This window comes from Blautia sp. AF19-10LB, assembly GCF_003461245.1.
Lineage (GTDB): Bacteria > Bacillota > Clostridia > Lachnospirales > Lachnospiraceae > Blautia_A > Blautia_A intestinihominis.
The window spans coordinates 144943-165599 of record NZ_QTWS01000004.1; the positions used below are offsets into that span (position 1 = coordinate 144943).

The 20657-nt window shown below is 45.7% G+C and carries 19 protein-coding genes and 1 riboswitch; of the genes, 8 read left to right on the top strand and 11 right to left on the bottom strand.

The genetic code is table 11. From position 1 onward, the window contains the following. Positions 1-15 precede the first annotated feature (15 nt). The gene (locus tag DWX28_RS04345; RefSeq protein WP_158565276.1) at positions 16-3270 is read left to right on the top strand and encodes an Ig-like domain-containing protein; all 3255 of its coding nucleotides are present in this window, start codon (positions 16-18) and stop codon (positions 3268-3270) included. Between the two features lie 131 nt (positions 3271-3401). Here DWX28_RS04345 and DWX28_RS04350 read toward each other — a convergent pair whose 3' ends face one another. The 5 genes from DWX28_RS04350 to DWX28_RS04370 form a co-directional block, all read right to left on the bottom strand. Further along, on the bottom strand, positions 3402-4019 hold the full coding sequence (locus DWX28_RS04350) for a hypothetical protein (RefSeq protein WP_243002327.1): 618 nt from the start codon (positions 4017-4019) through the stop codon (positions 3402-3404). Positions 4020-4110: 91 nt separating this feature from the next. After that, positions 4111-5544 carry a sirohydrochlorin cobaltochelatase gene (locus DWX28_RS04355; protein WP_118251956.1) on the bottom strand — a complete coding sequence of 478 codons (1434 nt, stop codon included), beginning with the start codon at positions 5542-5544 and terminating at the stop codon, positions 4111-4113. Positions 5545-5677: 133 nt separating this feature from the next. Then, a riboswitch (cobalamin riboswitch) is annotated at positions 5678-5875 on the bottom strand. A gap of 54 nt (positions 5876-5929) precedes the next feature. Next, the gene (gene thiE, locus DWX28_RS04360; RefSeq protein WP_118251957.1) at positions 5930-6580 is read right to left on the bottom strand and encodes a thiamine phosphate synthase; all 651 of its coding nucleotides are present in this window, start codon (positions 6578-6580) and stop codon (positions 5930-5932) included. Positions 6581-6585: 5 nt separating this feature from the next. Beyond that, positions 6586-7878, bottom strand: a complete 1293-nt coding sequence (locus DWX28_RS04365; RefSeq protein ID WP_118251958.1) for a Na+/H+ antiporter NhaC family protein — start codon at positions 7876-7878, stop codon at positions 6586-6588. Between the two features lie 9 nt (positions 7879-7887). Then, entirely contained in the window at positions 7888-8391 is a 504-nt protein-coding gene (locus DWX28_RS04370) for an NUDIX hydrolase (protein WP_118251959.1), read from the bottom strand. A gap of 166 nt (positions 8392-8557) precedes the next feature. On the opposite strand from DWX28_RS04370, the gene DWX28_RS19815 reads away from it, so the two are divergent. From DWX28_RS19815 to DWX28_RS04385, 3 genes are read left to right on the top strand one after another with little or no spacing between them, the layout of a single operon-like run. Further along, positions 8558-8893 (top strand): spore coat associated protein CotJA, encoded by a 336-nt coding sequence (locus DWX28_RS19815; protein ID WP_243002329.1) that lies wholly within the window; start codon positions 8558-8560, stop codon positions 8891-8893. Then, positions 8890-9174 (top strand): spore coat protein CotJB, encoded by a 285-nt coding sequence (locus DWX28_RS04380; protein WP_022214923.1) that lies wholly within the window; start codon positions 8890-8892, stop codon positions 9172-9174. The genes DWX28_RS19815 and DWX28_RS04380 overlap by 4 nt, the downstream gene beginning before the upstream one ends. Before the next feature lie 3 nt (positions 9175-9177). Beyond that, the gene (locus DWX28_RS04385) at positions 9178-9816 is read left to right on the top strand and encodes a manganese catalase family protein (protein ID WP_118251960.1); all 639 of its coding nucleotides are present in this window, start codon (positions 9178-9180) and stop codon (positions 9814-9816) included. Between the two features lie 76 nt (positions 9817-9892). Here the strand turns inward: DWX28_RS04385 and DWX28_RS04390 are convergent, their stop codons facing one another. Next, entirely contained in the window at positions 9893-10432 is a 540-nt protein-coding gene (locus DWX28_RS04390; RefSeq protein WP_022214922.1) for a flavin reductase family protein, read from the bottom strand. 131 nt (positions 10433-10563) lie between these two features. On the opposite strand from DWX28_RS04390, the gene DWX28_RS04395 reads away from it, so the two are divergent. Further along, on the top strand, positions 10564-11751 hold the full coding sequence (locus tag DWX28_RS04395; RefSeq protein WP_022214921.1) for an MFS transporter: 1188 nt from the start codon (positions 10564-10566) through the stop codon (positions 11749-11751). 72 nt (positions 11752-11823) lie between these two features. Here the strand turns inward: DWX28_RS04395 and DWX28_RS04400 are convergent, their stop codons facing one another. Beyond that, entirely contained in the window at positions 11824-12375 is a 552-nt protein-coding gene (locus DWX28_RS04400) for a biotin transporter BioY (RefSeq protein ID WP_118251961.1), read from the bottom strand. A gap of 151 nt (positions 12376-12526) precedes the next feature. Then, positions 12527-13450: a mechanosensitive ion channel family protein gene (locus tag DWX28_RS04405; protein ID WP_022214919.1), complete on the bottom strand. Its 924-nt coding sequence runs from the start codon at positions 13448-13450 to the stop codon at positions 12527-12529. A gap of 187 nt (positions 13451-13637) precedes the next feature. Between DWX28_RS04405 and trkA the strand changes: the two genes are divergently transcribed. Both trkA and DWX28_RS04415 read left to right on the top strand, forming a co-directional pair. Beyond that, positions 13638-14993: a Trk system potassium transporter TrkA gene (trkA, locus tag DWX28_RS04410; protein WP_022214918.1), complete on the top strand. Its 1356-nt coding sequence runs from the start codon at positions 13638-13640 to the stop codon at positions 14991-14993. 14 nt (positions 14994-15007) lie between these two features. Then, complete coding sequence (locus tag DWX28_RS04415; protein ID WP_022214917.1) at positions 15008-16447, top strand: TrkH family potassium uptake protein; 1440 nt, start codon at positions 15008-15010, stop codon at positions 16445-16447. A gap of 357 nt (positions 16448-16804) precedes the next feature. On the opposite strand, the gene DWX28_RS04420 is transcribed toward DWX28_RS04415, so the two are convergent. After that, complete coding sequence (locus tag DWX28_RS04420; RefSeq protein WP_118251962.1) at positions 16805-18487, bottom strand: glycosyl hydrolase family 18 protein; 1683 nt, start codon at positions 18485-18487, stop codon at positions 16805-16807. A gap of 238 nt (positions 18488-18725) precedes the next feature. Next, entirely contained in the window at positions 18726-18947 is a 222-nt protein-coding gene (locus DWX28_RS04425) for a hypothetical protein (protein ID WP_022214915.1), read from the bottom strand. Between the two features lie 638 nt (positions 18948-19585). Here DWX28_RS04425 and DWX28_RS04430 point away from each other — a divergent pair. Further along, on the top strand, positions 19586-20326 hold the full coding sequence (locus tag DWX28_RS04430) for an adaptor protein MecA (RefSeq protein WP_022214914.1): 741 nt from the start codon (positions 19586-19588) through the stop codon (positions 20324-20326). 51 nt (positions 20327-20377) lie between these two features. Here the strand turns inward: DWX28_RS04430 and DWX28_RS04435 are convergent, their stop codons facing one another. Further along, positions 20378-20581 carry a DUF1858 domain-containing protein gene (locus DWX28_RS04435; RefSeq protein ID WP_022214913.1) on the bottom strand — a complete coding sequence of 68 codons (204 nt, stop codon included), beginning with the start codon at positions 20579-20581 and terminating at the stop codon, positions 20378-20380. Between the last annotated feature and the right edge of the window lie 76 nt (positions 20582-20657).

The window sequence follows — 20657 nt, forward strand, 5'->3', positions numbered from 1 at the left end:
AAGGAGATTATGAAAATGAAACAAAGAAGTAAAATTCTGACAGCATTGTTTCTCAGTGCATCACTGGCAGTTACTCCGGCAGCTTCAGTCTCAGTTCTTGCGGAGGATCTGGATTTTGCAGCAGTCGAAGAAATTGACGTAGTACCCGAAGAAGAAATTTCTGATTCAGAAGAAGTTTCCACTTCCACAGAGGATTCTGTTTTAGCGGCCGACATTACGACAGAGGATTCTGACCTGACAACTGATGAATTTACAGCAGATACATCTACCTTCAGTGCGGATGAAGCAGATGTATTTACATCTGGTGAGACATCTGAACAGGATGTCTCAGAAGCCAGAACTCATTCTATCAAAGTTTCTGTTATCAACAGTTCAGGGGTTGTTTCCGGCATGTACGCTATGGACAGTGCTGTTGTCACCAGACAGGACGATGGCACTTATCTGGTAAGAATGCACCAGACAAGCGTAAACAGAAACTACATGGCTCTCACAGATGATAAAAACAAAGCAACCAATCATGAGGTTGACTGGTATGTTGCTGGTGGAGACGACGGCTACTGGTATACCATTCCTGTTGCCAGTCTGACAGATCCCCTCTATGCAAGTTTCAGCTATACCAAAAATGTAAATGCAGGCAAAGCCTGGGGAAATGTTCAGACAATCACCTTTGATGTCAGTTCCATGGCAGAAACCGAAGAAAGAGATGCAGTTGCATCCGATATCAACAAACTTCCGGCTACAAACGGTCCTGCTGATTACACATCTGTAGATGCAGCTCTGGCCACTGTTCCGGAAGACCTCTCCATCTACACTGATGAAACAGCTGATGCTGTAAGAGCTGCCGTTGCAGCAGTTAAAAGAGATTATACTATGGCACAGCAGGCTGATGTTGACAAGATGGCACAGGCCATCACCGATGCGGTCAATGCTCTGGTCAAAAAAGCTGTAGAAGAAGCCAAGACTCATTCCATCAAAGTTTCTGTTACCAACAGTGAAGGTGTTGCTTCCGGCATGTATGCCATGGATGATGCTATCGTTACCAAGCAGGACGACGGCACTTATCTCGTAAAAATGCATCAGGCAAGCGAGAACAGAAACTACATGGCTCTCGTAAATGGTACAACGGCAGACGACATAGCTGCTGCTACTCAGCACAAGATTGACTGGTATGTTGCGGATTCTTCCTACTATTATACCATTCCTGTTGCAAGCCTCAGTGATACTGTTTATGCAAGCTTCAGTAAGACCACAAACGTCAACAAAGGCTCAAAATGGAGCAATGTCCAGACCATCACTTTTGACACCACCTCCATGGCAGATACTGACAAGAACGATGTTGATGCTTCCGGCATGAACAAACAGGCTGCCCTGGATTATTCTTCTGTAGATGCTGCTCTGGCAACTGTTCCTGAAGACCTCTCCATCTATACAGACGAAACAGCCAATGCTGTTACTTCTGCCGTGAAAGCACTTAGCGGTACATACAAAGCTGCAACACAGGATGACGTTGACAAACTGGCCACCGCTATCACCGATGCGGTCAACGCTCTGGTTGAAAGAGGACTTCTCACTGTTACAAACGAAACATTAATGTTTAACGTTGAAAAAGCTATTCTCAGAGACGGCAATCTCATCCTTACCCTTCACGGAACAGGTTATCATTATCTGTACAAAGGTACTTATGAAGAAGCTGTTGCAAATGGTGATAACAGAGACAACTGGATCGCCGGTGAAGAAGTTAACGGTAAATGGCAGTTTACTGTCCCTGTAGCAGAAGGCGAGACATACCTTCCGATCGTAGCTATCTCCAACAGCTACCTTACCAAATATGAAGAAGGCAAGAACTCTCTGGAAAGAGCTTTCTATCCTCGCCAGGCTGTGATCGATCAAGACGCTGCTACTTTAGTTACCGGTGATTACGATCATACAAAAGATCTGACCGTTGACAACAGCGTTAAGATGTTCAACGTTGCCGCTGCTTCTCTTGAAACCATCGGCGGACCAAATTCTAACAATTATAAGGAAATCCTTCACCTGACCATGGGCAGCGACAGCTTTGACAAAGTATTTATCGGTTTTGCCAAAGATGCAGCAAAAGCTGAAACAACGGCTGACATCACAGACCGCAAAGTTTCTTTCGATATGAAGGCAAACGCTATGGGTGGAGCAGCTACTACAGATTATCTTGACAAAGAAGTAATCTTCTCTTTCCATTCTGTAAAAAATGGTACCTGGTATGAGCGTGTCTTCAATGTAAGCAAGACAAATGGCACACTTACCATTACACCGGTTGCTGCTGCTGATTACACCGCTGTAGATGCGGCTCTGGCTGCTGTTCCAAAGGATCTCTCCATCTACACTGACGAAACGGTTGCTGCTGTAAGAGCTGCTGTAGACGCAGTTAACAAAAACTGTACCGTATACCAGCAGGCCGATGTTGACAAGATGGCTTCTGATATTACAGCAGCTGTAAAAGCACTGGTTAAGAAACCTGTAGCCGCTGCCAAAGTTACGCTGAATGCTACAAGCAAAAAAATCACTACCGGTAAGTCCTTTACATTAAAGGCCACTGTTGCACCTTCCAATACAACAGACAAAGTTGTATGGAAATCCAGCAATACCAAAGTTGCAACTGTATCCGCTAACGGTACTGTAAAAGCAGTGAAAGCAGGTACTGCTGTGATCACCGCTACGGCAGGAAAAGTAAAAGCAACATGCAAAGTTACTGTTGCCAACCCAGTTTACAAAGTAACCAGCATCAAACTTGCAGCTGCTCCTTCCCGCTACATCACAGCAGGCAAAAGAGTACAGCTCAGAGCTACAATCACTCCTTCCAATGCAACAAACAAAGCAGTAACCTGGAAATCCAGCAATACCAGAATCGCAACTGTCAGCTCTACCGGTATTGTAACCTTCAACAAAAATGCAGGCGGCAAAAAAGTCACCATCACAGCTACTGCAAAAGATGGCAGCAAGAAATATGCAAGAATCACCCTTGCCTGCATGAAAGGTTCTGTAAAGAGCATCAGGCTTTCCGGAAAAACTACCGTTACCAACGGTCAGTCCACAAAAGTAACCGCAGCCGTTACTTCTCAGGGCGGAAGCGCAAACAGATCACTTGCATGGTCTTCCAGCAATACAAAACTTGCTACCGTTGACAAATACGGTAAAGTCAAAACCATCAAAGGCAAAAAAGGTACAGTTACCATCACTGCCAAAGCAACAGACGGATCTGGAAAGAAAGCAACATTCAAGATCCGCATCAAATAATATCCCTCAGTTTCACTGATCGATATTACTACATAAAAAAATATCCTGGCGGGTTCAGTTATGACACTGGATCCGTACAGGATATTTTTATTGTACTGCATATTTGGTTATCGTTTTGTCCAAAGACAATTTTATTTCTCTGACGCTTCTTTTGTATCGTCTGTTGAAGTGTCCTTCGTCTCTTCTGTTGCTGCTGTCTCATCAGATTCTTTCTGAGGATTGGTGACTTTTACCTTATGGTCGTACCATTTGTTTTTCTTTCCGATCAGGGCAAGGTCAAATTCTTCGTCAATAGCTTCAACCGGAATATCAAAACCATAAACTTCTTCTGACATTCCATCGCTGTATGTAACAGTATCTGTTGTCGGCTGGAGAAGTTCTGCACCATCTTTCTGTGCATCCTCTGCTGTTCCCACAAACAGATTTACGATATTTTTGGAAGCCAGACTTACATGAAGTGTCATCTTACCGTCTTTGACTGTCAGGACTCCCTTGCCATCGTTTGCTTCGTTTACATGGAACATTCCGCTGTCTGTGTCAAACTCAGCACTGTAGGTGCCATCTTCCAGAACTGCATCCTTTGCATCGTCCTTCTTATCGGTTGTATCAGCCTTGGCATCATCCTTCTTGGCATCTGCTGTTGCTGTAGAAACTGACTTGACTTCTGTTTCTGCCAGAACCGGCGTAAAGCTTCCAAACATAAGTGCTCCGCTTAATACGCATGCCATCATTGCCACTGAACGTTTCATAATATTTTCCTCCTGCTTTTACAGGAAATGCCCGGAAAGACCTAGATCCTCCCGGGCAGCCCCGTTATCTTACATAAAAACTGTTTCTTTATTATTCTGCTGCTTCTTCTGTAGTATCAGCTGCATCGTCTGTTGTTTCCTCTGCTGCTGCATCATCAGAAGCTTCTTCTGTGTCATTTGTTACTTCTGCTGCATCATCAGCTGTTCCCAGAGAATCGATAGCATCTTTTGTATGTGCTACATACAGATCCTCAACTGCTGCGACTCTCCCAAGACCTTCGATCTGGCAGTCAACACTGTCAAATGCTCCGGATGCCTCGAACTGGCTCTTCCAGGAATCTTCATCATCACCAGCCATATCGTTGTTTGCATGGTCACCAGCTACAACCATAAGCGGACGAAGAACAACTTTCTTGAAGCCTGCATCTTTAACCTTAGCGATAACTTCTTCGCATGCGGTGTCTTCCGGCTCACCTTCAACAGTTCCGATGAAAGCGTTTGTGAATCCAAGGTCTCCCATCTGTGTCTGCATCTGATCGTATGTTACGTTTGCTGTATGAGAAGTACCATGTCCCATGAATACAAATGCTGTTCCGTCTTCTGCGGCTGCTTCCATGCTGTCATATCCTGCTACCTTGCAAGCTTCATCTGTGATAGCCTGTGCAACTGCTTTCTTGTCGTCGTTGATCACAGTAGCGTCATCACCAACTTCACCAAGCATTGGCTCTGCGATTGCTACAGATTCGAATTTGTCTTTGTAGTTGTCGATTACTTCTACCATCTCATCGTACTCAGCACCATGCATCAGATGTGTAGGCTGAACAACAAGGTTCTTAACTCCGTTTGCTACTGCACGGTCAAGAGCCTGATCCATGTTGTCGATTGCTTCATCATCTCTTGCCTCTACATGGTTGATGATGATCTGTGCTGTGAAAGCACGTCTTACGGACCAGTCCGGATAAGCTGCTGCCAGAGCATCTTCGATTCCTTTGATATCCTGTGCACGGCTGTCGTTGAAGGAAGTACCAAAGCTTACAACAAGAAGTTCGTTCTCACCGATCTCATCCTGGTTACGCGGATCATCCTTGGAAGCATCGCCTGTGTCACGTCCGAAATATTCCGGGCTTGCTTCTTCGCCTTCTACCAGTTCTTTCTGTGCGTCTGTCAGAGCATCCCATGCTTCTTTGGCTGCCTTGCAGTCCTCATCTGTTGTGTCATTTCTTTCCTGAACGTAGATCTTGTCGATCAGTGCTGCAACGTTGTCTGCTGCTGCCTGGTCATCATCAGATGCCTCTGCTGTATCGTCTGCAGCTTCTGCGTCATCTGCTGCTGCCTCTGTTGCAGTGTCCTCTGTCTTGTCGCTCAGTAGTGCAACGTCATCTGCTGCTTCTGCGTCATCTGCTGCTGCCTCTGTTGCAGTGTCCTCTGCTGTGTTGTCAGAAGCCATAACTCCTGCTGTACCCATCATAGATACAGTTGTGATCGCTAACAGTATTGCAAGTGCTTTTACAGTTTTGTTTTTCATGTTTTTGTCCTCCTTTGACATTACAGTACGAAAACTGAACAGAATCCTGCACACAAAAAAAGCCCTCAAAAAAGGGGTAAGTGGTCTATCAAAAAACGGTACGACCAATTACTCGTGATCTGGAATCCTATATTCCCGTACCAGACAACAGGCAGGTTTCCTGACTTGCCGCTCAACATATGGTTCTATCTTCCCAGTTTCCCAGTGATCATGCTTAATGCATACAGAACCGTACTCCGTGCTTACAGTGACGAGATCGTACAGGTTTCTCACCTGTTTCCCTTTTAACCTCATGAACAATGCCCTCGGCACCTGTTATCTTCTTTATTCAATTTTCTATACAGTATCATATTTTTTGACAAATTACAATACATTTGGGCTATTTTTAACAAAATATATCGGTCAGCCTGCTCATCTGTGCTGTTTTTGCTGCCGGATCTTCCGCTGCAAAGATCCCCGAGATCACGGCTGCACCGTTGACTCCGCTGCCCTCAAGCTGTGAGACATTTTCGCTGTTGATCCCGCCGATCGCCACGACCGGAATACTGACAGAGGCTGCGATCTTCTTCAGTTCTTCCATGGAAAGATATTTGGCATCTTTCTTTGTCGTGCTGCCAAAAACCGCCCCTGTTCCGATGTAATCTGCTCCGGCTTTTTCGGCTGCGATCGCCTGTTCAACAGTCTTGGCTGTCATCCCGAGGATTTTGTCCGGTCCTATCATGGCACGGATGTCTCTTTCCTTAATGTCTGACTGACCGACATGTACACCGTCCGCATCCATTTCCAATGCGATTTCCACACTGTCGTTCACTACAAAGGGGATATTGTACCTGCGGCAGAGTTTCTGAAGTTCTATGGCTTCTTTTCTTGTCTCTTCTGCACCCAGTTCTTTTTCTCGGAGCTGAAGGAAGGTTGCCCCGTTCTGGATCACCTTTTCGCAGACAGAAAGAAGTGTCTCGTCTTCTTTCAGCCAGCTTCGGTCCGTAATGACATAAAGTTTCAGCGCTTTTGCTATCTGTTCTCTTGTAAATTTCATTTTTCTTATCCTTTCTTCCGAATTCCATCCAATACCCTGCAAAGCGGCAGCAGATACAGGAAAAACGCGAATAAAATACTGCTCTGTGGTGCACCGACTGCCGTAAGCGGAACTGCCCCCGCGATCGACCATGGGATCATTGGTGCAAGGATCACGACACTGTCCTCCAGGTCATTCGCAAACCTTTCTTTGTCTCGTTCTGTTCTGGCGCAGAGCTGCTGTGTCAGCATGATCGCAAGTGTCTGGTTGCAGGCGATCGCGCTGGCTGCTGCTGATGTGAGCAGGATCGCAAGAAACGGAAATGTTTTTTGTGCCAGAGTTTCTACGGTCGCCTGGATCCCGTCGAGGATCCCCGTTTTCTCAAAAATCCCTGAATAGGATGAGGAAAGACACACGATCGCACCGACCCTCAGCATGGAAACGATCCCTCCTCCATCCAGCATGGAAGCGATCTCTGCATTTTCGCTGTGAAAGCCAAAGATAAGGATGTGCGGGAGTTCCATAAGCGGCATCCCCTGTATCCAGACGCATAAGACAAGTGCCACGGCAATGCTTGCAAGCATAGAGATTTTGACTCCGAGCTGCGCCACGGACAAAGCCAGGATCACCAGTGCCGGCAGAAGTGTCCACCAGACGATCCGAAATTCCTGATGAAAAACTCCGGTAAGATCCGGCAGTTCCTGTGTATGGGAAGTCTTCATTCCGATCATTGTATACAGGATGCAGACCAGTACAAAGGGGATCAGTGCACTGCGGAGCATATTTCTGATGTTCCTGTAAATGCTGGTCTCTGTCAGTTCTGACACAAGAAGGGCGCTGGTCGAGACCGGTGAACAGCGATCACCAAAAAAGATTCCCGAAAGGATCGCACCGCCGCAGAGCCACGGAGATACCGAAAGGACAGAGCCCATCGTCGCACAGACAACGCCTACTGTTGCCGCTGTCCCAAACGAAGTTCCGGTCAGCACCGAAACCAGCGAGTTCAAAAGAAATACCATCAGAAGAAAGACCGATGGTTTTATAAAATGGATCGTATAGCAGATGATCACCGGGATCGTTCCTGCCTGTCTCCAGAGTGCGGTCAGCATTCCGATCAGCATAAAGGTGATCAGGATGTTTCTGACCTTCCAGATTCCCTCGCCCGCCATATGCAGGATCTCTTTTACTGAAAATCCTTTTTTCTTTGCATAACAGCCAAAGATCACGAAACCTGCCAGTAATGCATATATAATAGAAACATTACATACAATACACAGAATAAGGATGCCGCAAAACAGCCCTAATACTGCAAATTCCATGGCAGCCTCCTACATCTCGAAGGCTTTGCGGATGCTGTCGTAATGGAGGAATTTGCCTTCTGCTGCAAATGCCTGGATCTGTTCCAGAGTTGCAAACATGTGTCCGTCTGTCTCCTCCGTCTGCAGTGTCAGGTCTTTCTCATCAATGTCCATGACAAAGCGGTAAACGTCTACAAAGTAGTTATCGCCCTCGCCCGGATTTTCTCTCTTATAAGTAAAAAGATAACCGCCTTCTGCGTTTCTTGCATCCAGACCGGTTTCTTCTTTTACTTCACGGAGCACTGCCTCATAGGAATCCTCTCCTGCCTGTGCCGCGCCGCCGGAAACTTCCCACCAGCCCGGAGCCCAGGCTTTTGTCATAACTCGTTTGGTGATCAGGAATGTGCCGTTCGGTCTTGCAACAACACCAAGCACGGTCAGATGATACTCTCCGTCTTTCAGACACCAGTCGTTTCTCTTCATTGTGCGGCCTGTCGGCTGTTTATTTTCATCGTAGATATCCCAGTATTCCATTTATCTTTCTCTCCCTGTCTGTCTTTTTTGTCCCTGCTTCTACTGGCGGGGATTTTTTTCGGTTTTATTTTACCAGAGTAAAGTGTAAATGACAAGGAATGTTATGTATGCACCATTCTTTTTTGCTCACATAAAATATAAAGAGCTCTTCTGAAAGGACTTGTTTATGGAAATCTACCAGACATCCCGGCCCTGTGGCCGCCCATATAATGCAACCTGCGGTATGGCACGTGAAATGATGGGGAACCAGCCATGTTCCTGCCGTCCATCACCGCGAAACCAGAGAACACCGTCCGCACCATGCCCATCCTGCCGCATGCCTTCTGCCTCTTCCAGAGATTCTGAAATGTATACACACATTGACGAAATGCAGATTGCAATGGCATATGTACCCTGTCAGAAGTTTTCGACAACTTACGACCTGGGGTATGCTTTAAATGTCGGAACTGTTTTTCCTGAGCTTTGCAAACCATTCTGCGGAAAGCGAGGTGGCAGACGATGATGTGTCCGAATCAGTGTACTCCGAAAGAAAAACTCCTTCAGCGGATCAATGAAGTCAGTTTTGCTGTCAACGATATCCTTCTCTACCTCGACACGCACCCCTGCTGCCAGGAAGCGCTTGCTTTTTATCAGGAATGTGCTGCCGAGCGCAGGAAACTGATGAAAGAATACGCCCAGTGCTACGGACCTCTGACCGTTGATGATGCTCTGGAAACAGACGGCAGCACCTGGAAATGGATGGAACAGCCATTCCCGTGGGAGCAGGAAGGAGGGTGCAGATAGTCTATGTGGAATTATGAAAAAAGATTGCAGTATCCGGTAAATATCAAGACACCCAATGCGAAGATCGCGCAGTATATCCTAAGTCAATATGGCGGTCCCGACGGGGAAATTGGCGCATCTCTCCGCTATCTCTCCCAGAGATTTACCATGCCGAACCGCATGGCTGCCGCCGTTTTAAATGATATCGGCACGGAGGAACTCGCACACCTCGAGATGGTCTCCACTATCGTCCATCAGCTTACACGAGACCTCTCAATGGAAGAAATTGAAAAGAGCGGTTTCGGACCGTACTATATTGACCACACGGTAGGGGTATGGCCGCAGGCGGCGGGCGGTGTTCCGTTTAATGCATGCGAATTCCAGAGTAAAGGGGATCCGATCACGGATCTGTTTGAAAACCTCGCTGCCGAACAGAAAGCCCGCTCGACTTACGACAATATCCTCCGGGTAGTACGTGATATTCCGGAGATTGCCGACCCGATCAAATTCCTGCGTGCAAGGGAGATCGTTCATTTCCAGCGGTTTGGTGAAGCTCTCCGAAGTATTCAAGAAGAACTGGATGCCAAAAACTTCTATGCTTTTAATCCAAGTTTCGACAATCCATGCACAGCTTCCTGCAAAACCGCCTGCCAGAAGTCCTGAATATTCCCGGACAAAAAATAACGGCTCCCCGTTTTCATGCGGGGAGCCAATCTGTGTAATCTGAGATTATCTTTTATTATTCTTCAATAATATACGCATTTACGATCTCACCATAATATGCCACATGGGTATCTCTGTTGGAGCCGGTAAATGTGCTGTCTACATTCTGTGGATAGAATTTTCCCTGGTCTTCTTTGGTCATTGCGCTGATGTCCTGGGTCTGTTTGTAGACTACTCTGCATTCCAGAGTCAGCGGAAGTTCCTTGATTCCAGGTACGGAAATGGTTTCCGGTTCTTCGTAAGTAAGACCGAGTTCTTTGGCTTTGTCCACATCTCTTCCTGATTTGGAGCCGCAGAATGTAAGGATTTTCTTTGCGCTGTCGTCTACCGGGATGTTAACGGTGAATTCGCCGTTTTTCTCGATGAGGCTTCTGGTGAAGCGGCTTTCTCTGATGAAGGTTACGAATACAGGTTTCGCCCATTCGATACCAACCATTCCCCAGGAAATTGTCATGGAGTTTACTCTGTCATCTGCCTTGCCTGTTACCAGGACACCAGATTTCACTCCTTTGAGGATTTCTCCCATATGTTCATATACGTCTATTTTTTTCTTCATAATATGAATTCCTCCTGATCTGTCTTTGTTTTCTGCTATTAATCATAAAATAATGACCGCTTTTTGGCAAGCTTTTTGTTCTCTGTTGTTGTATAATAGAAATAATTATTCATACATAAGGAGATTTTATCATGTCATCTGCCAAAAGCAAAAACCTCACGGGATCTTATTCCTGTATCCAGGCTCTGTACTGGATGTATTTCGCTGCGATCATGAGTTTTTCCGGATTTTTCCTTTTGGGAGGGGGATTTTCCAATACTCAGATCGGCATCATCGCCGCTGTTGCCGGCATTATGTCTGCACTTTTGCAGCCTGTGCTCGCGGGTTACGCAGACCGCCCGGACAGCCCATCCCTCAAAAAGATCATCCAGATTCTCTATGTCATCCAGCTGCTTCTCGGAATCGGGCTGTTTTTTTCCAGAACGCTTATCCTGACCGGACTTCTCTACGGGATCAGCATCGCACTGCTGCAGCTTATGACTCCTTTCATCAACGCGCTCGGCATGGAGAGCATCAACCAGGGTCAGAAGCTGAACTTCGGACTTGCGCGTGGAATGGGCTCTGTCGCCTATGCAGTCATCTGCTATGTACTCGGGATCATCACCGTCAAAGCCGGCGTGCTTTCCATCCCAGCTTCCGTGACGATCATCACCGTCCTGTCACTTGGCTGCCTGATCATCTTTCCTTTCGTCAAGACACAGAAATCTGCCCAGACATCATCCGACAGCAAAAGCCTGGCAAACCCTCTTCTGTTTTTCCGGAAATACAGACGTTTTTCACTGGTACTGATTGGCTGTATTTTTATCTACCTCAGTCATGTGCTCCTGAATAACTTCAATTTCCAGATCGCACAGGGTAAAGGCGGAGGAAGTGCAGAAATGGGTACTGCATCCGCGATCGCAGCAATGTGCGAACTTCCTACGCTGTTTCTCTTTGGATATATCATCAAAAAGATCCGCTGTGACCTCCTGGTCCGTTTCGCGGGGATCTTCTTTGTGCTGAAGGCGCTGGGGACTTTCCTTGCTCCCGGAATTTCCATGTATTATGGAGTTCAGGTTTTCCAGATGCTCGGCTGGGGACTTCTGACTGCGGCTTCTGTCTACTACGTAAACGCCATCATGGAACCGGAAGATGCCATCAAAGGACAGGCGTATTTCACGATGACCTATACACTTGGAAGCGTGATCGGTTCCTTCCTCGGAGGTGCGCTTATTGACTTCGCGAGAGTCAGTTCCATGCTTCTGTTCGCAACAGTCTCTGCACTCTTCGGTGCCGTGATCGTATTTATCTTTGCAGAACGTACACCTCTTAACAAATAAACGCTTCATTACCATATAAGAAACAGCCGGAACATATCATCCGATACGCTCCGGCTGTATTTGTTTTATTTTTTATGCTACGTATTTACGCAGTTTTCGGGAAAGCACATAGGCAAGTGCGATCTTGATAAGATCCGGGATGATGAACGGAAATACACACCATCCAAGGGCTGTTACAAGTCCTACCGGTCCGTTTGCTTTGCCATAGACTACCATGAACCAGGCGGTTCCGAATGCATAGCATACGACCAGTCCTACGACCATGGACACGATCTGCATAATGGATTTCTTACCAGGAAGTTTCTCCATCGCCCACATCACAAGTGCGGAAAATAAAAATCCGATGATATATCCGCCTGTAGGTCCCACCAGGACTCCGATCCCACCGGAAAAGTTTGCGAATACCGGGATTCCTACTGCACCGAGCAGGATAAATACCAGAACAGATAAAGTTCCTCTCTTGCCTCCCAGAACACCTGCTGCGATAAAAACACCAAATGTCTGTAATGTAAACGGTACTGCTGCCGGAATGGAAATCCAGGAACAGATTGCCATGATCACTGCAAACACTGCAATGTAAACAATATCATATGTTTTGCTTCTTTGAACTGCCACCGTACTCATCTTGTCCTCCTCGTGATAAACGTTACTGTTCACAGTAACTGATAAACAACTGTTTTCACAGCTTCTGTAATTTCTGTGCATTACTTTACCACAGGAAAGTTCAGATTGTCAACCTATTATTTATTTCCAGTTTACGTTTTCTCATAAACAGCTATTTGCGTGGATGTACGTAAACCTCCAGCTGGTTGTATGGGATCGCGATTCCGTTTGCGTCAAATTCTTCCTTGATCCGCTGGTTCAGTCTCCACTTCGTTGCCCAGTACGCTTCTGTCGGTACCCAGACACGAAGTCCCATGATGACCGCACTCTCTCCCAGTTCATCTACAAAAACCACCATCTCTGCATTGTCGCTCTTGGTGTCCGGGTCTGCCTTCAGGATATCCTCAAGAATTTTTTTTGCTTTGCGGATGTCGGCTTCGTAGGAGATTCCTACTTTGATCTCAAGCTTACGGTTTTCTTTTGCTGTCACATTGATGATCGTGCTGTTTGACAGAGTTCCGTTCGGTACTACGATCTTCTTGTTGTCAATACTCAAAAGTGTGGTATAACAGATCTCGATTTTGGAAACAGTACCTTCACAGCCATTTGCCTGGCCCTGAATGATATAATCCCCCACAACAAAAGGCTTGAACATCAGAAGCAGTACACCACCTGCCAGGTTCGCAAGACCGCCCTGCAGTGCAAGACCTACCGTAACACCGGCAGTTCCGAGAAGTGCTGCAACAGAAGATTCCTTGACTCCCAGGCTGATCGCAATATTAAAGATCAACAGTGTATACAAAATAGCCTTGCCCGCCGATGAGATAAACTGGACAACTCCAGCATCCACATTGGCACGCTCCATAGAACGCCTCATAATGCTCACGATCCAGCATATGATCTTGCGGCCTACAAAAAATACAATGATCGACAGAACTACCTTGATACAGAATCCGGTAAATGCAGGCAGCTGCTCTGCCAGATATTCCTTGAAATTCAGAAAGTCCCTGATGCTCTGCTTCACGGAAGTTCCGTCAATCCCCATATTCTGGAGACTCTGATCGACTTTATCCGCGGTTTCACTCAGTGTATCCATTGTCCGTCACTTCCTCTCTTTTTTCCATACTATAACATTTTTCTCATTAACTTCTGTAAGCTGCTGTTCACAGCGGCTTCTGCAGCCAGTATACCATGAAATTTACATTTTCTCTATTTAAAAACCTTATGTAGAGTGATATAATAGATTGGCTTATAATAATTATTTTTTATTACTGGAGGAAATCATGCATATCATAATTGTCGGGTGCGGCAAAGTTGGACGCACTCTTGCAGAACAGCTTCAGGAAGAAGAAACTGACCTGACTCTGATCGATATGGATGCCGATGTTATCAACGATCTCACAGAAGATATCGACGCTATGGGAATTGTTGGAAACGGCGCAAGTATCAATACTCTTATGGAGGCCGGTGTTCAGACTGCCGATATCCTGATCGCTGTCACCGCTTCTGATGAACTGAACCTTCTCTGCTGCCTTATCGCACAGAAGACCGGTCATTGTCAGACGATCGCGCGTGTAAGAAATCCGATCTACAGCAAGGAGATCGGGTTCATCAAGGAACGTCTGGGACTTTCCATGATCATGAATCCTGAACTGGCTGCTGCACGGGAAATCTCCCGTCTGCTCCGTTTTCCGGCCGCGATCAAGATCGATCCTTTTTCCAAAGGCCGTGTAGAACTTCTCAAATTCAAGGTCCTGCCTGAATTTGGACTGGATGGCATGTCTGTTTCTCAGATCACAGACAAATACCGCTGCGACATTCTTTTTGCCGCGATCGAGAGCAAAGATACCCTGACGATCCCAGGTGGTGATCATCTTGTTCATAATGGAGATTTTGTTTCCATTATCGCTGCCCCTAAGAATACCGCTACTTTCTTCAAGAAGATCGGTCTCAAGACCCATCAGGTCAGAAATACACTGATCATCGGAGGAGGTACTATTTCTTATTACCTTGCCAAAACTTTGTCCGATCTCAAGATCAATGTCAAGATCATCGAGAAGGATAAGGAACGCTGCGAGGAATTAAGCGACATGCTCCCGGAGGCAACGATCATCTGCGGAGACGGAACTGAGCGTTCTCTTCTTATGGAGGAGGGGCTTGCAACTGTCGAATCATTTGTAACCCTCACCAATATGGACGAGGAAAACATCTTCCTGTCACTTTCTGCCAAGAAACTTACCAACGCCAAGCTGGTTGCCAAGGTCAACCGCCTGCCGTACAAGGATGTTATTGACGACCTGGATCTCGGAAGTGTGATCTATCCGAAATATATCACTTCGGATTCCATTCTCCGTTATGTCCGCGCCATGCAGAATACGATCGGAAGTAATGTAGAGACTCTGTATCACGTCCTGGACAACCAGGCAGAGGCTCTGGAGTTCATCATCCGTGACAACTCTCCTGTTGTCGGTATTCCGCTTGCCGAGCTGAACCTCAAGAGCAATCTTCTGGTCTGCTGTCTTACCCGCAAGGGTACTGTCCGTATTCCACGAGGCCAGGATACGCTTCAGATCGGGGATAATGTTGTCATCGTAACCACCAGCAAGGGACTTCGCGACATCCGCGATATTCTTGCATAGAACGGGGTGGTATTATGAATTTTCGTATTATCGCCTATATTGTAGGCTGGGTATGTAATTTTCAGGCGGCCTTTATGATGCTGCCTCTTCTTACGGCAGGAATCTATCGTGAAAAGGATTTTTCAGCCTTTTTGCTTGTCATGCTGGTGTGCCTTGTCGTTGGCGTTCCGCTTACCCGCAAGAAACCCAAAAACAAGGTCTTTTATATCAAGGATGGCTGCGTTGCCGTTGCACTGAGCTGGCTTGCCTTATGTATTTTTGGTTCGATCCCGTTTGTTGTCAGCGGATGTATCCCACATCCGATCGATGCACTGTTTGAGACTGTTTCCGGATTTACAACGACCGGTTCCAGTATCCTTTCAGATGTGGAAGTCCTCCCTCATTGTATTTTGATCTGGAGAAGTTTCACTCATTGGATCGGCGGTATGGGCGTCCTCGTGTTCCTGCTTTCTCTTCTTCCGCTTGCCGGAGGTTATCATATGAACCTTATGAAAGCAGAGAGCCCGGGGCCTTCCGTCAGCAAACTTGTCCCGAAGGTACAGTCCACTGCAAAGATCCTTTATACGATCTACTTTGGAATGACACTGATCCAGCTGGCTCTGCTTCTGATTGGCAGGGTTCCGCTTTTTGATTCTCTGTGCATTACCTTTGGTACTGCCGGAACCGGTGGATTCGGTATTGTCAATGACAGTCTTGGAAGCTACAGCACTTACTGCCAGGTTGTTACTACGATCTTTATGATCCTGTTTGGTGTCAACTTCTCCGCATACTATCTGATCCTGACCAAGAAATTCCGCCAGGCATTCAAATATGAGGAGGTTCGTTATTACTTCGGGATCATCGCTGTAGCGATCGTGATCATCGCCCTGAATACAGCCCACCTATTCCGCAACCTCCTGACTGCATTCCAGCAGGCTGCATTCCAGGTAGGTTCCATTATCACAACGACCGGTTTTTCGAGCACCGACTTCAACCAATGGCCTGCTCTGTCCAAGACGGTTCTGGTCCTTCTGATGTTTGTCGGAGCCTGTGCCGGAAGTACAGGCGGTGGAATCAAGGTTTCCCGTATTCTGATCCTGTGTAAAGCTGCCAAGAAAGAATTCCAGCTTTACCTTCATCCGAATGCAGTCAAGAAGATCAAGATGGATGACAAGGTCATCACCCATGATATCCTGAGATCCACCAATATTTATATCAGTCTGTATCTTATGATCTTCGCCGCATCTGTTCTGCTGATCGCGATCGATAATTTTGATCTGATCACAAACTTCATGGCGGTAACAGCTACACTCAACAACATTGGTCCGGGATTTGAGATCGTTGGTCCGATGGGAAATTTCAGTTCTTTTTCCTATCTGTCCAAATGTGTCCTTATCTTTGATATGCTTGCAGGACGTCTGGAGATCTTCCCGCTTCTCCTGCTCTTCTTCAAAGGAACCTGGAAAAAATTCTGATGCAGTAATCCCTTCCTTGCCCTTACATTTAAGCGGCAGGGAATTTTTTTTGCTTTTTCACGTAAAAACGCTGTATAAAGCACGTTAAATTTTATGTTTTCTTCACGTTTTCTTCAAAAGTTCATCACACTTTCTTCACATTTATAGGGTATAGTATTAGCCATAGAAGGCGATATGCTTTCTATAAAATATTTTTCTTTTTCATACGCGCCGGTACGAAAGTACCGGCCTCCTTCCATTTATGGAACTTTTTTTATTTTCCCATTTATATAATTAACAAAAAACACACTCTGCATCCCCTGCAAAGTGTGTTTTTTATTATGCTCTCATTCTATTATCATATAGAAAATTTCTTATTTATGAAGCACTCTGAAGATTCTCACTGATCGTGCTCCATATATCATTACTCTCGAATCCCAGTCTCCACTGTGCAACTCCGGCAAGATCGTATTTCGGGATCAGCTTGACTTTCTCTGCGATCGACTGTGCATCCTCCATCCAGATCTGGTATGTAGAGCCGTCCTTCTCGTATTCCCCGTAATTCTGGCTTATACTTCCATCCCATACAGTCTCTACCTTATTCTCTGTAAGGACATTCTGGGCCTCTGTCATACCGATCGCCTCGCTTGTCACAGCGCCGCCTGTTGTCTTCCACAGTCTGGTGTAGAATGGGATCGCAAGAATGGTCCTCTGCGCCGGAACTTCTGCCAGCGTATCCTCTACGCCCTGTTCTACCCACGGAAGGGACGCAACAGAACCTGCATCGGAACCGACATAATGTTCATCATATCCCATAATCACGACATAATCTACAACCAGTCCCTGCTCTCTCCTGTCATAATGGCTTGTAAAATCCTCTGGAACCGGATTATCTACGGAAAGAACGAGATTGTTCTTATGGCATTCGATCGAAAGTTCTCTCAGGAATTCCAGGAAATGCGGACCCGCATCTTCACTGAGCGATTCAAAATCGACATTGATGCCGTCCATTCCGATATTGGCTGCTGTCTGCACCAGATGCTTAATGATATTCTGTCTGGAAGCAAGCTGTGACAGAGTCTCTGTCGTACTCACATCTGCTGTAAAGTTATCCACCAAGCCCCATACCTTATAGCCCTTCTGATGTGCCTGTGTCACATAATCTGCGGAAGAAAGATCCCCAAGATTGCCTGAAGTATCCTGAATATAAAACCAGGTCGGAGAGATCACATTCAGACCGCTGACATTCGCTGTCATATCCGCGAAATAAGCATTTGCATCCGTGTTGGTGATCTGGTGCCAGGTCATATTGACCTTGTCATCCATAGTGAGATAGGTATAATCTTCTTTCTCAAAACTTCTCTCGAAATCAGTCGTCTCCATACCGGAAAGAACCTTCTTCTGTACATATCCGATATAGCCGTCCAGGGTAGAAACCTGTACCCAGTCCTCCAGTGCCTGCATATAGATCAGGGTATCGCCCTTGCTTACGTCTGTAAGTATCGGTGATTTGATACCTCCACGATAACGGACACTTGTGTCCTTCTGGACAGTTGCTGTATTGATTCCTGTAAATTCATGCTGTATCACGATCCTGGATGGATCTTCGTAAGTATAAGTATCGAGATCTGTGTATTTCTGTACCAGTGCGAGATTCAGATAAACGGTCCCATCCTTAAGCCAGACATCCCCGTCTCCTGATTCTGATGCCGGATAATTCTCAAGTGCTGACGGTGTTGCATACAGAATCTGCTGGTTAGCGCTGTCCCAGTAATATCTCTGATTCAGATAGGTGCTTACCATAGTCTGAGGCAGATAGATCTGATCTCCTGATTTCAGAGCCCGCTCTTCCATGATATCTGTACCAAGTACAACAACCATCTCACCGTCTGACGGCTGACCATAGTACTCTGTCAGACTCATATGCTCCCTGGATGGGATATAATTCTGAACAACGTGTACACCCAGTCCGATCGCTGCCAGCAAAAAGATCAGAATAACAATGGTGATCCTGAGTTTAAGCTGCTTACGCCGGCTCTGTATATCGTTTGACTTTTTCATTCGTTCCTCTCTTTCGGTTCAAAATGTATAAAATCCTGTTTTTTGTAAAGATTCTGTATCATTATATCATGTTTTGTTTTGAATGTATTGTTTATTTATATATTTTAGGAGTTTTTATAGTTTTTTCACTTTTGCAGGAGGATTTTCCCAAATGGTCAAGTATACGGAGGAAACCTTTTTCTCCGGGAGATCCCCCTGCCTGCTCTTATGTATTTCCACAGGATCTGCACTCCGGTGTTTATCTGTATCGGTATTTCTTACGGGGAGCTTCACTGATCCGGTCAAAATCAACTCTCGCGATCCTGCCCGATTCATCTTCGGTGTAATCTCTCATGTAGCCTCCGCCCTCTGCGATCAAACAGGCTTTCGCAATATCTTTGGGCGTACTTGGCTCTCCATCCATAAAAAGCTGTATCCCGCTCTTCTGATAGAGTTTCAGTTCTTCTCTGAGAGGCTTCATGGATTTCCTGCTGCACTTTGCATGTGACATATTTTCGCTGGTCTTTCCTCCTTTCTCTCGGAATAAGATTTTAGAAAACACCTGCAAGAAAAAATAAGCCTCTATAATTGAATTTAATCTCATGGAAATTGCATCTGCCGCAGCCTGAAACGCTGCATGACATGTAAATGATGGCAATGACTTGTTTGTAGAAATAAGAAAATGATGGTTACTATGTAAGTTAGATGTTACGTCTTCAGTTGTCCAATCACAGAATCTGTATTTTTTCTTATCCTTTATTATACAGATTTATTCTGTGCTTGCAAGGACTTTTCTCTATTTGACGAAAAATTCCCGCTTTATTTCCAAATATTTTAGAAATAGGTAATTCTAATTTCTTTACATTCGCTATGGTTGTGGTATATAATATACACAAGGTTACTGTGAACAGGTAGTATCCCGCGAGGTGTTTTGCCATGAATATGGCAAAATCCCGAGACATACAGGGCAAAATCCCATCACCGAAGGTGATTTGGAATGGATTTTGACCAAGTTACTGTGAACGTAGTGAACAGTAACCATATAAGTCATGGACTATATCCTGATTTCTATATATATTCATATAATACAACAGGATCCGAAGAATAGGATGTGATGAAATGAAATTAGAGAAAATCAACGACAATCAGATTCGTTGTACCTTAACACGAGAAGATCTGGAAATGCATCAGGTAAATTTACGTGAACTGGCTTACGGCTCAGAGAAAGCCAAGAAACTTTTTCGCGATATGATGCAGCAGGCTCAGATAGAGTTTGGTTTTGAGGCGGACAACATTCCGCTGATGATCGAGGCGATTCCTGTAAATCTTGACAGCATTATCCTCATCATTACCAAAGTCGAAGACCCGGAAGAATTAGATACCCGCTTTTCCAAATTTTCTCCATATAAAGAGAATACCCAGGCGGAACCGCTTCAGCTTGACGGAGCGGACAGTATCATTGATATCTTCCAGAAGATCTGCGAATCCAAGCTCAAGGGCAAATCTTCACAGGCCTCAGAGTCTCAGGAAACAGAAGATTCTTCCGATTCCGGCGAATCTTCCGCTGTAAATCTGATCCGTCAGTATACATTCACTCATCTGGATGATGTAATCGCAGCATCTCATGGACTGAATGGATTCTTTACCGGCGAGAACAGCTTATACAAGATCCCTGGCAATGGCAGCTATCAGCTTATCATTCACCAGTCTTCTCACACAGCACAGGAATTCAACAAGGTCTGCAATATTCTTTCTGAATATGGCAAGGGACGCGCCTGCACACCTGCCGGCGAGGCTCACCTGATCGAGCATGGAGAACTGATCTCCACCAATGTTCTGCAACAATTAATACAGCTTTAACCATGACTTAAAAAGACTGGCATCTCTGCCAGTCTTTTATTTTGGTATTAATTAGTTGTTCTCAAGAAAATCGTTGATCTGCTGAACCAGAACATCAGCGTCCATTCCATGAACCATAGCTGCTTCTTCCAGAGATTCCATCTGTGAAGACGGGCATCCAAGGCAGTGCATTCCTGCTCTCATAAGAATCGGTGCAATATTCGGATCTAAAGTGATTAACTGGCCGATCAGCATATCTTTTGTAACCTTTGCCATTATATTTTCCTCCTTTTCTCAGGGATGAGACCGAAATCCGTATTCCCAGTGATAGATTTCATTATAATATAAAACC

Bases quoted from the DNA above. Each gene is read 5' to 3' on its own strand.
- DWX28_RS04400 (WP_118251961.1), bottom strand. From the start codon at position 12,375: ATGAGTACGGTGGCAGTTCAAAGAAGCAAAACATATGATATTGTTTAC.
- DWX28_RS04425 (WP_022214915.1), bottom strand. From the start codon at position 18,947: ATGAAGCCTCTCAGAGAAGAACTGAAACTCTATCAGAAGAGCGGGATA.
- DWX28_RS04385 (WP_118251960.1), top strand. From the start codon at position 9,178: ATGTGGAATTATGAAAAAAGATTGCAGTATCCGGTAAATATCAAGACA.
- DWX28_RS04345 (WP_158565276.1), top strand. From the start codon at position 16: ATGAAACAAAGAAGTAAAATTCTGACAGCATTGTTTCTCAGTGCATCA.
- DWX28_RS04420 (WP_118251962.1), bottom strand. From the start codon at position 18,487: ATGAAAAAGTCAAACGATATACAGAGCCGGCGTAAGCAGCTTAAACTC.
- DWX28_RS04435 (WP_022214913.1), bottom strand. From the start codon at position 20,581: ATGGCAAAGGTTACAAAAGATATGCTGATCGGCCAGTTAATCACTTTA.
- DWX28_RS04370 (WP_118251959.1), bottom strand. From the start codon at position 8,391: ATGGAATACTGGGATATCTACGATGAAAATAAACAGCCGACAGGCCGC.
- DWX28_RS04395 (WP_022214921.1), top strand. From the start codon at position 10,564: ATGTCATCTGCCAAAAGCAAAAACCTCACGGGATCTTATTCCTGTATC.
- DWX28_RS04415 (WP_022214917.1), top strand. From the start codon at position 15,008: ATGAATTTTCGTATTATCGCCTATATTGTAGGCTGGGTATGTAATTTT.
- DWX28_RS04350 (WP_243002327.1), bottom strand. From the start codon at position 4,019: ATGAAACGTTCAGTGGCAATGATGGCATGCGTATTAAGCGGAGCACTT.
- DWX28_RS04430 (WP_022214914.1), top strand. From the start codon at position 19,586: ATGAAATTAGAGAAAATCAACGACAATCAGATTCGTTGTACCTTAACA.
- DWX28_RS04380 (WP_022214923.1), top strand. From the start codon at position 8,890: ATGATGTGTCCGAATCAGTGTACTCCGAAAGAAAAACTCCTTCAGCGG.
- DWX28_RS04365 (WP_118251958.1), bottom strand. From the start codon at position 7,878: ATGGAATTTGCAGTATTAGGGCTGTTTTGCGGCATCCTTATTCTGTGT.
- DWX28_RS04355 (WP_118251956.1), bottom strand. From the start codon at position 5,544: ATGAAAAACAAAACTGTAAAAGCACTTGCAATACTGTTAGCGATCACA.
- trkA (WP_022214918.1), top strand. From the start codon at position 13,638: ATGCATATCATAATTGTCGGGTGCGGCAAAGTTGGACGCACTCTTGCA.
- DWX28_RS19815 (WP_243002329.1), top strand. From the start codon at position 8,558: ATGGAAATCTACCAGACATCCCGGCCCTGTGGCCGCCCATATAATGCA.
- DWX28_RS04405 (WP_022214919.1), bottom strand. From the start codon at position 13,450: ATGGATACACTGAGTGAAACCGCGGATAAAGTCGATCAGAGTCTCCAG.
- thiE (WP_118251957.1), bottom strand. From the start codon at position 6,580: ATGAAATTTACAAGAGAACAGATAGCAAAAGCGCTGAAACTTTATGTC.
- DWX28_RS04390 (WP_022214922.1), bottom strand. From the start codon at position 10,432: ATGAAGAAAAAAATAGACGTATATGAACATATGGGAGAAATCCTCAAA.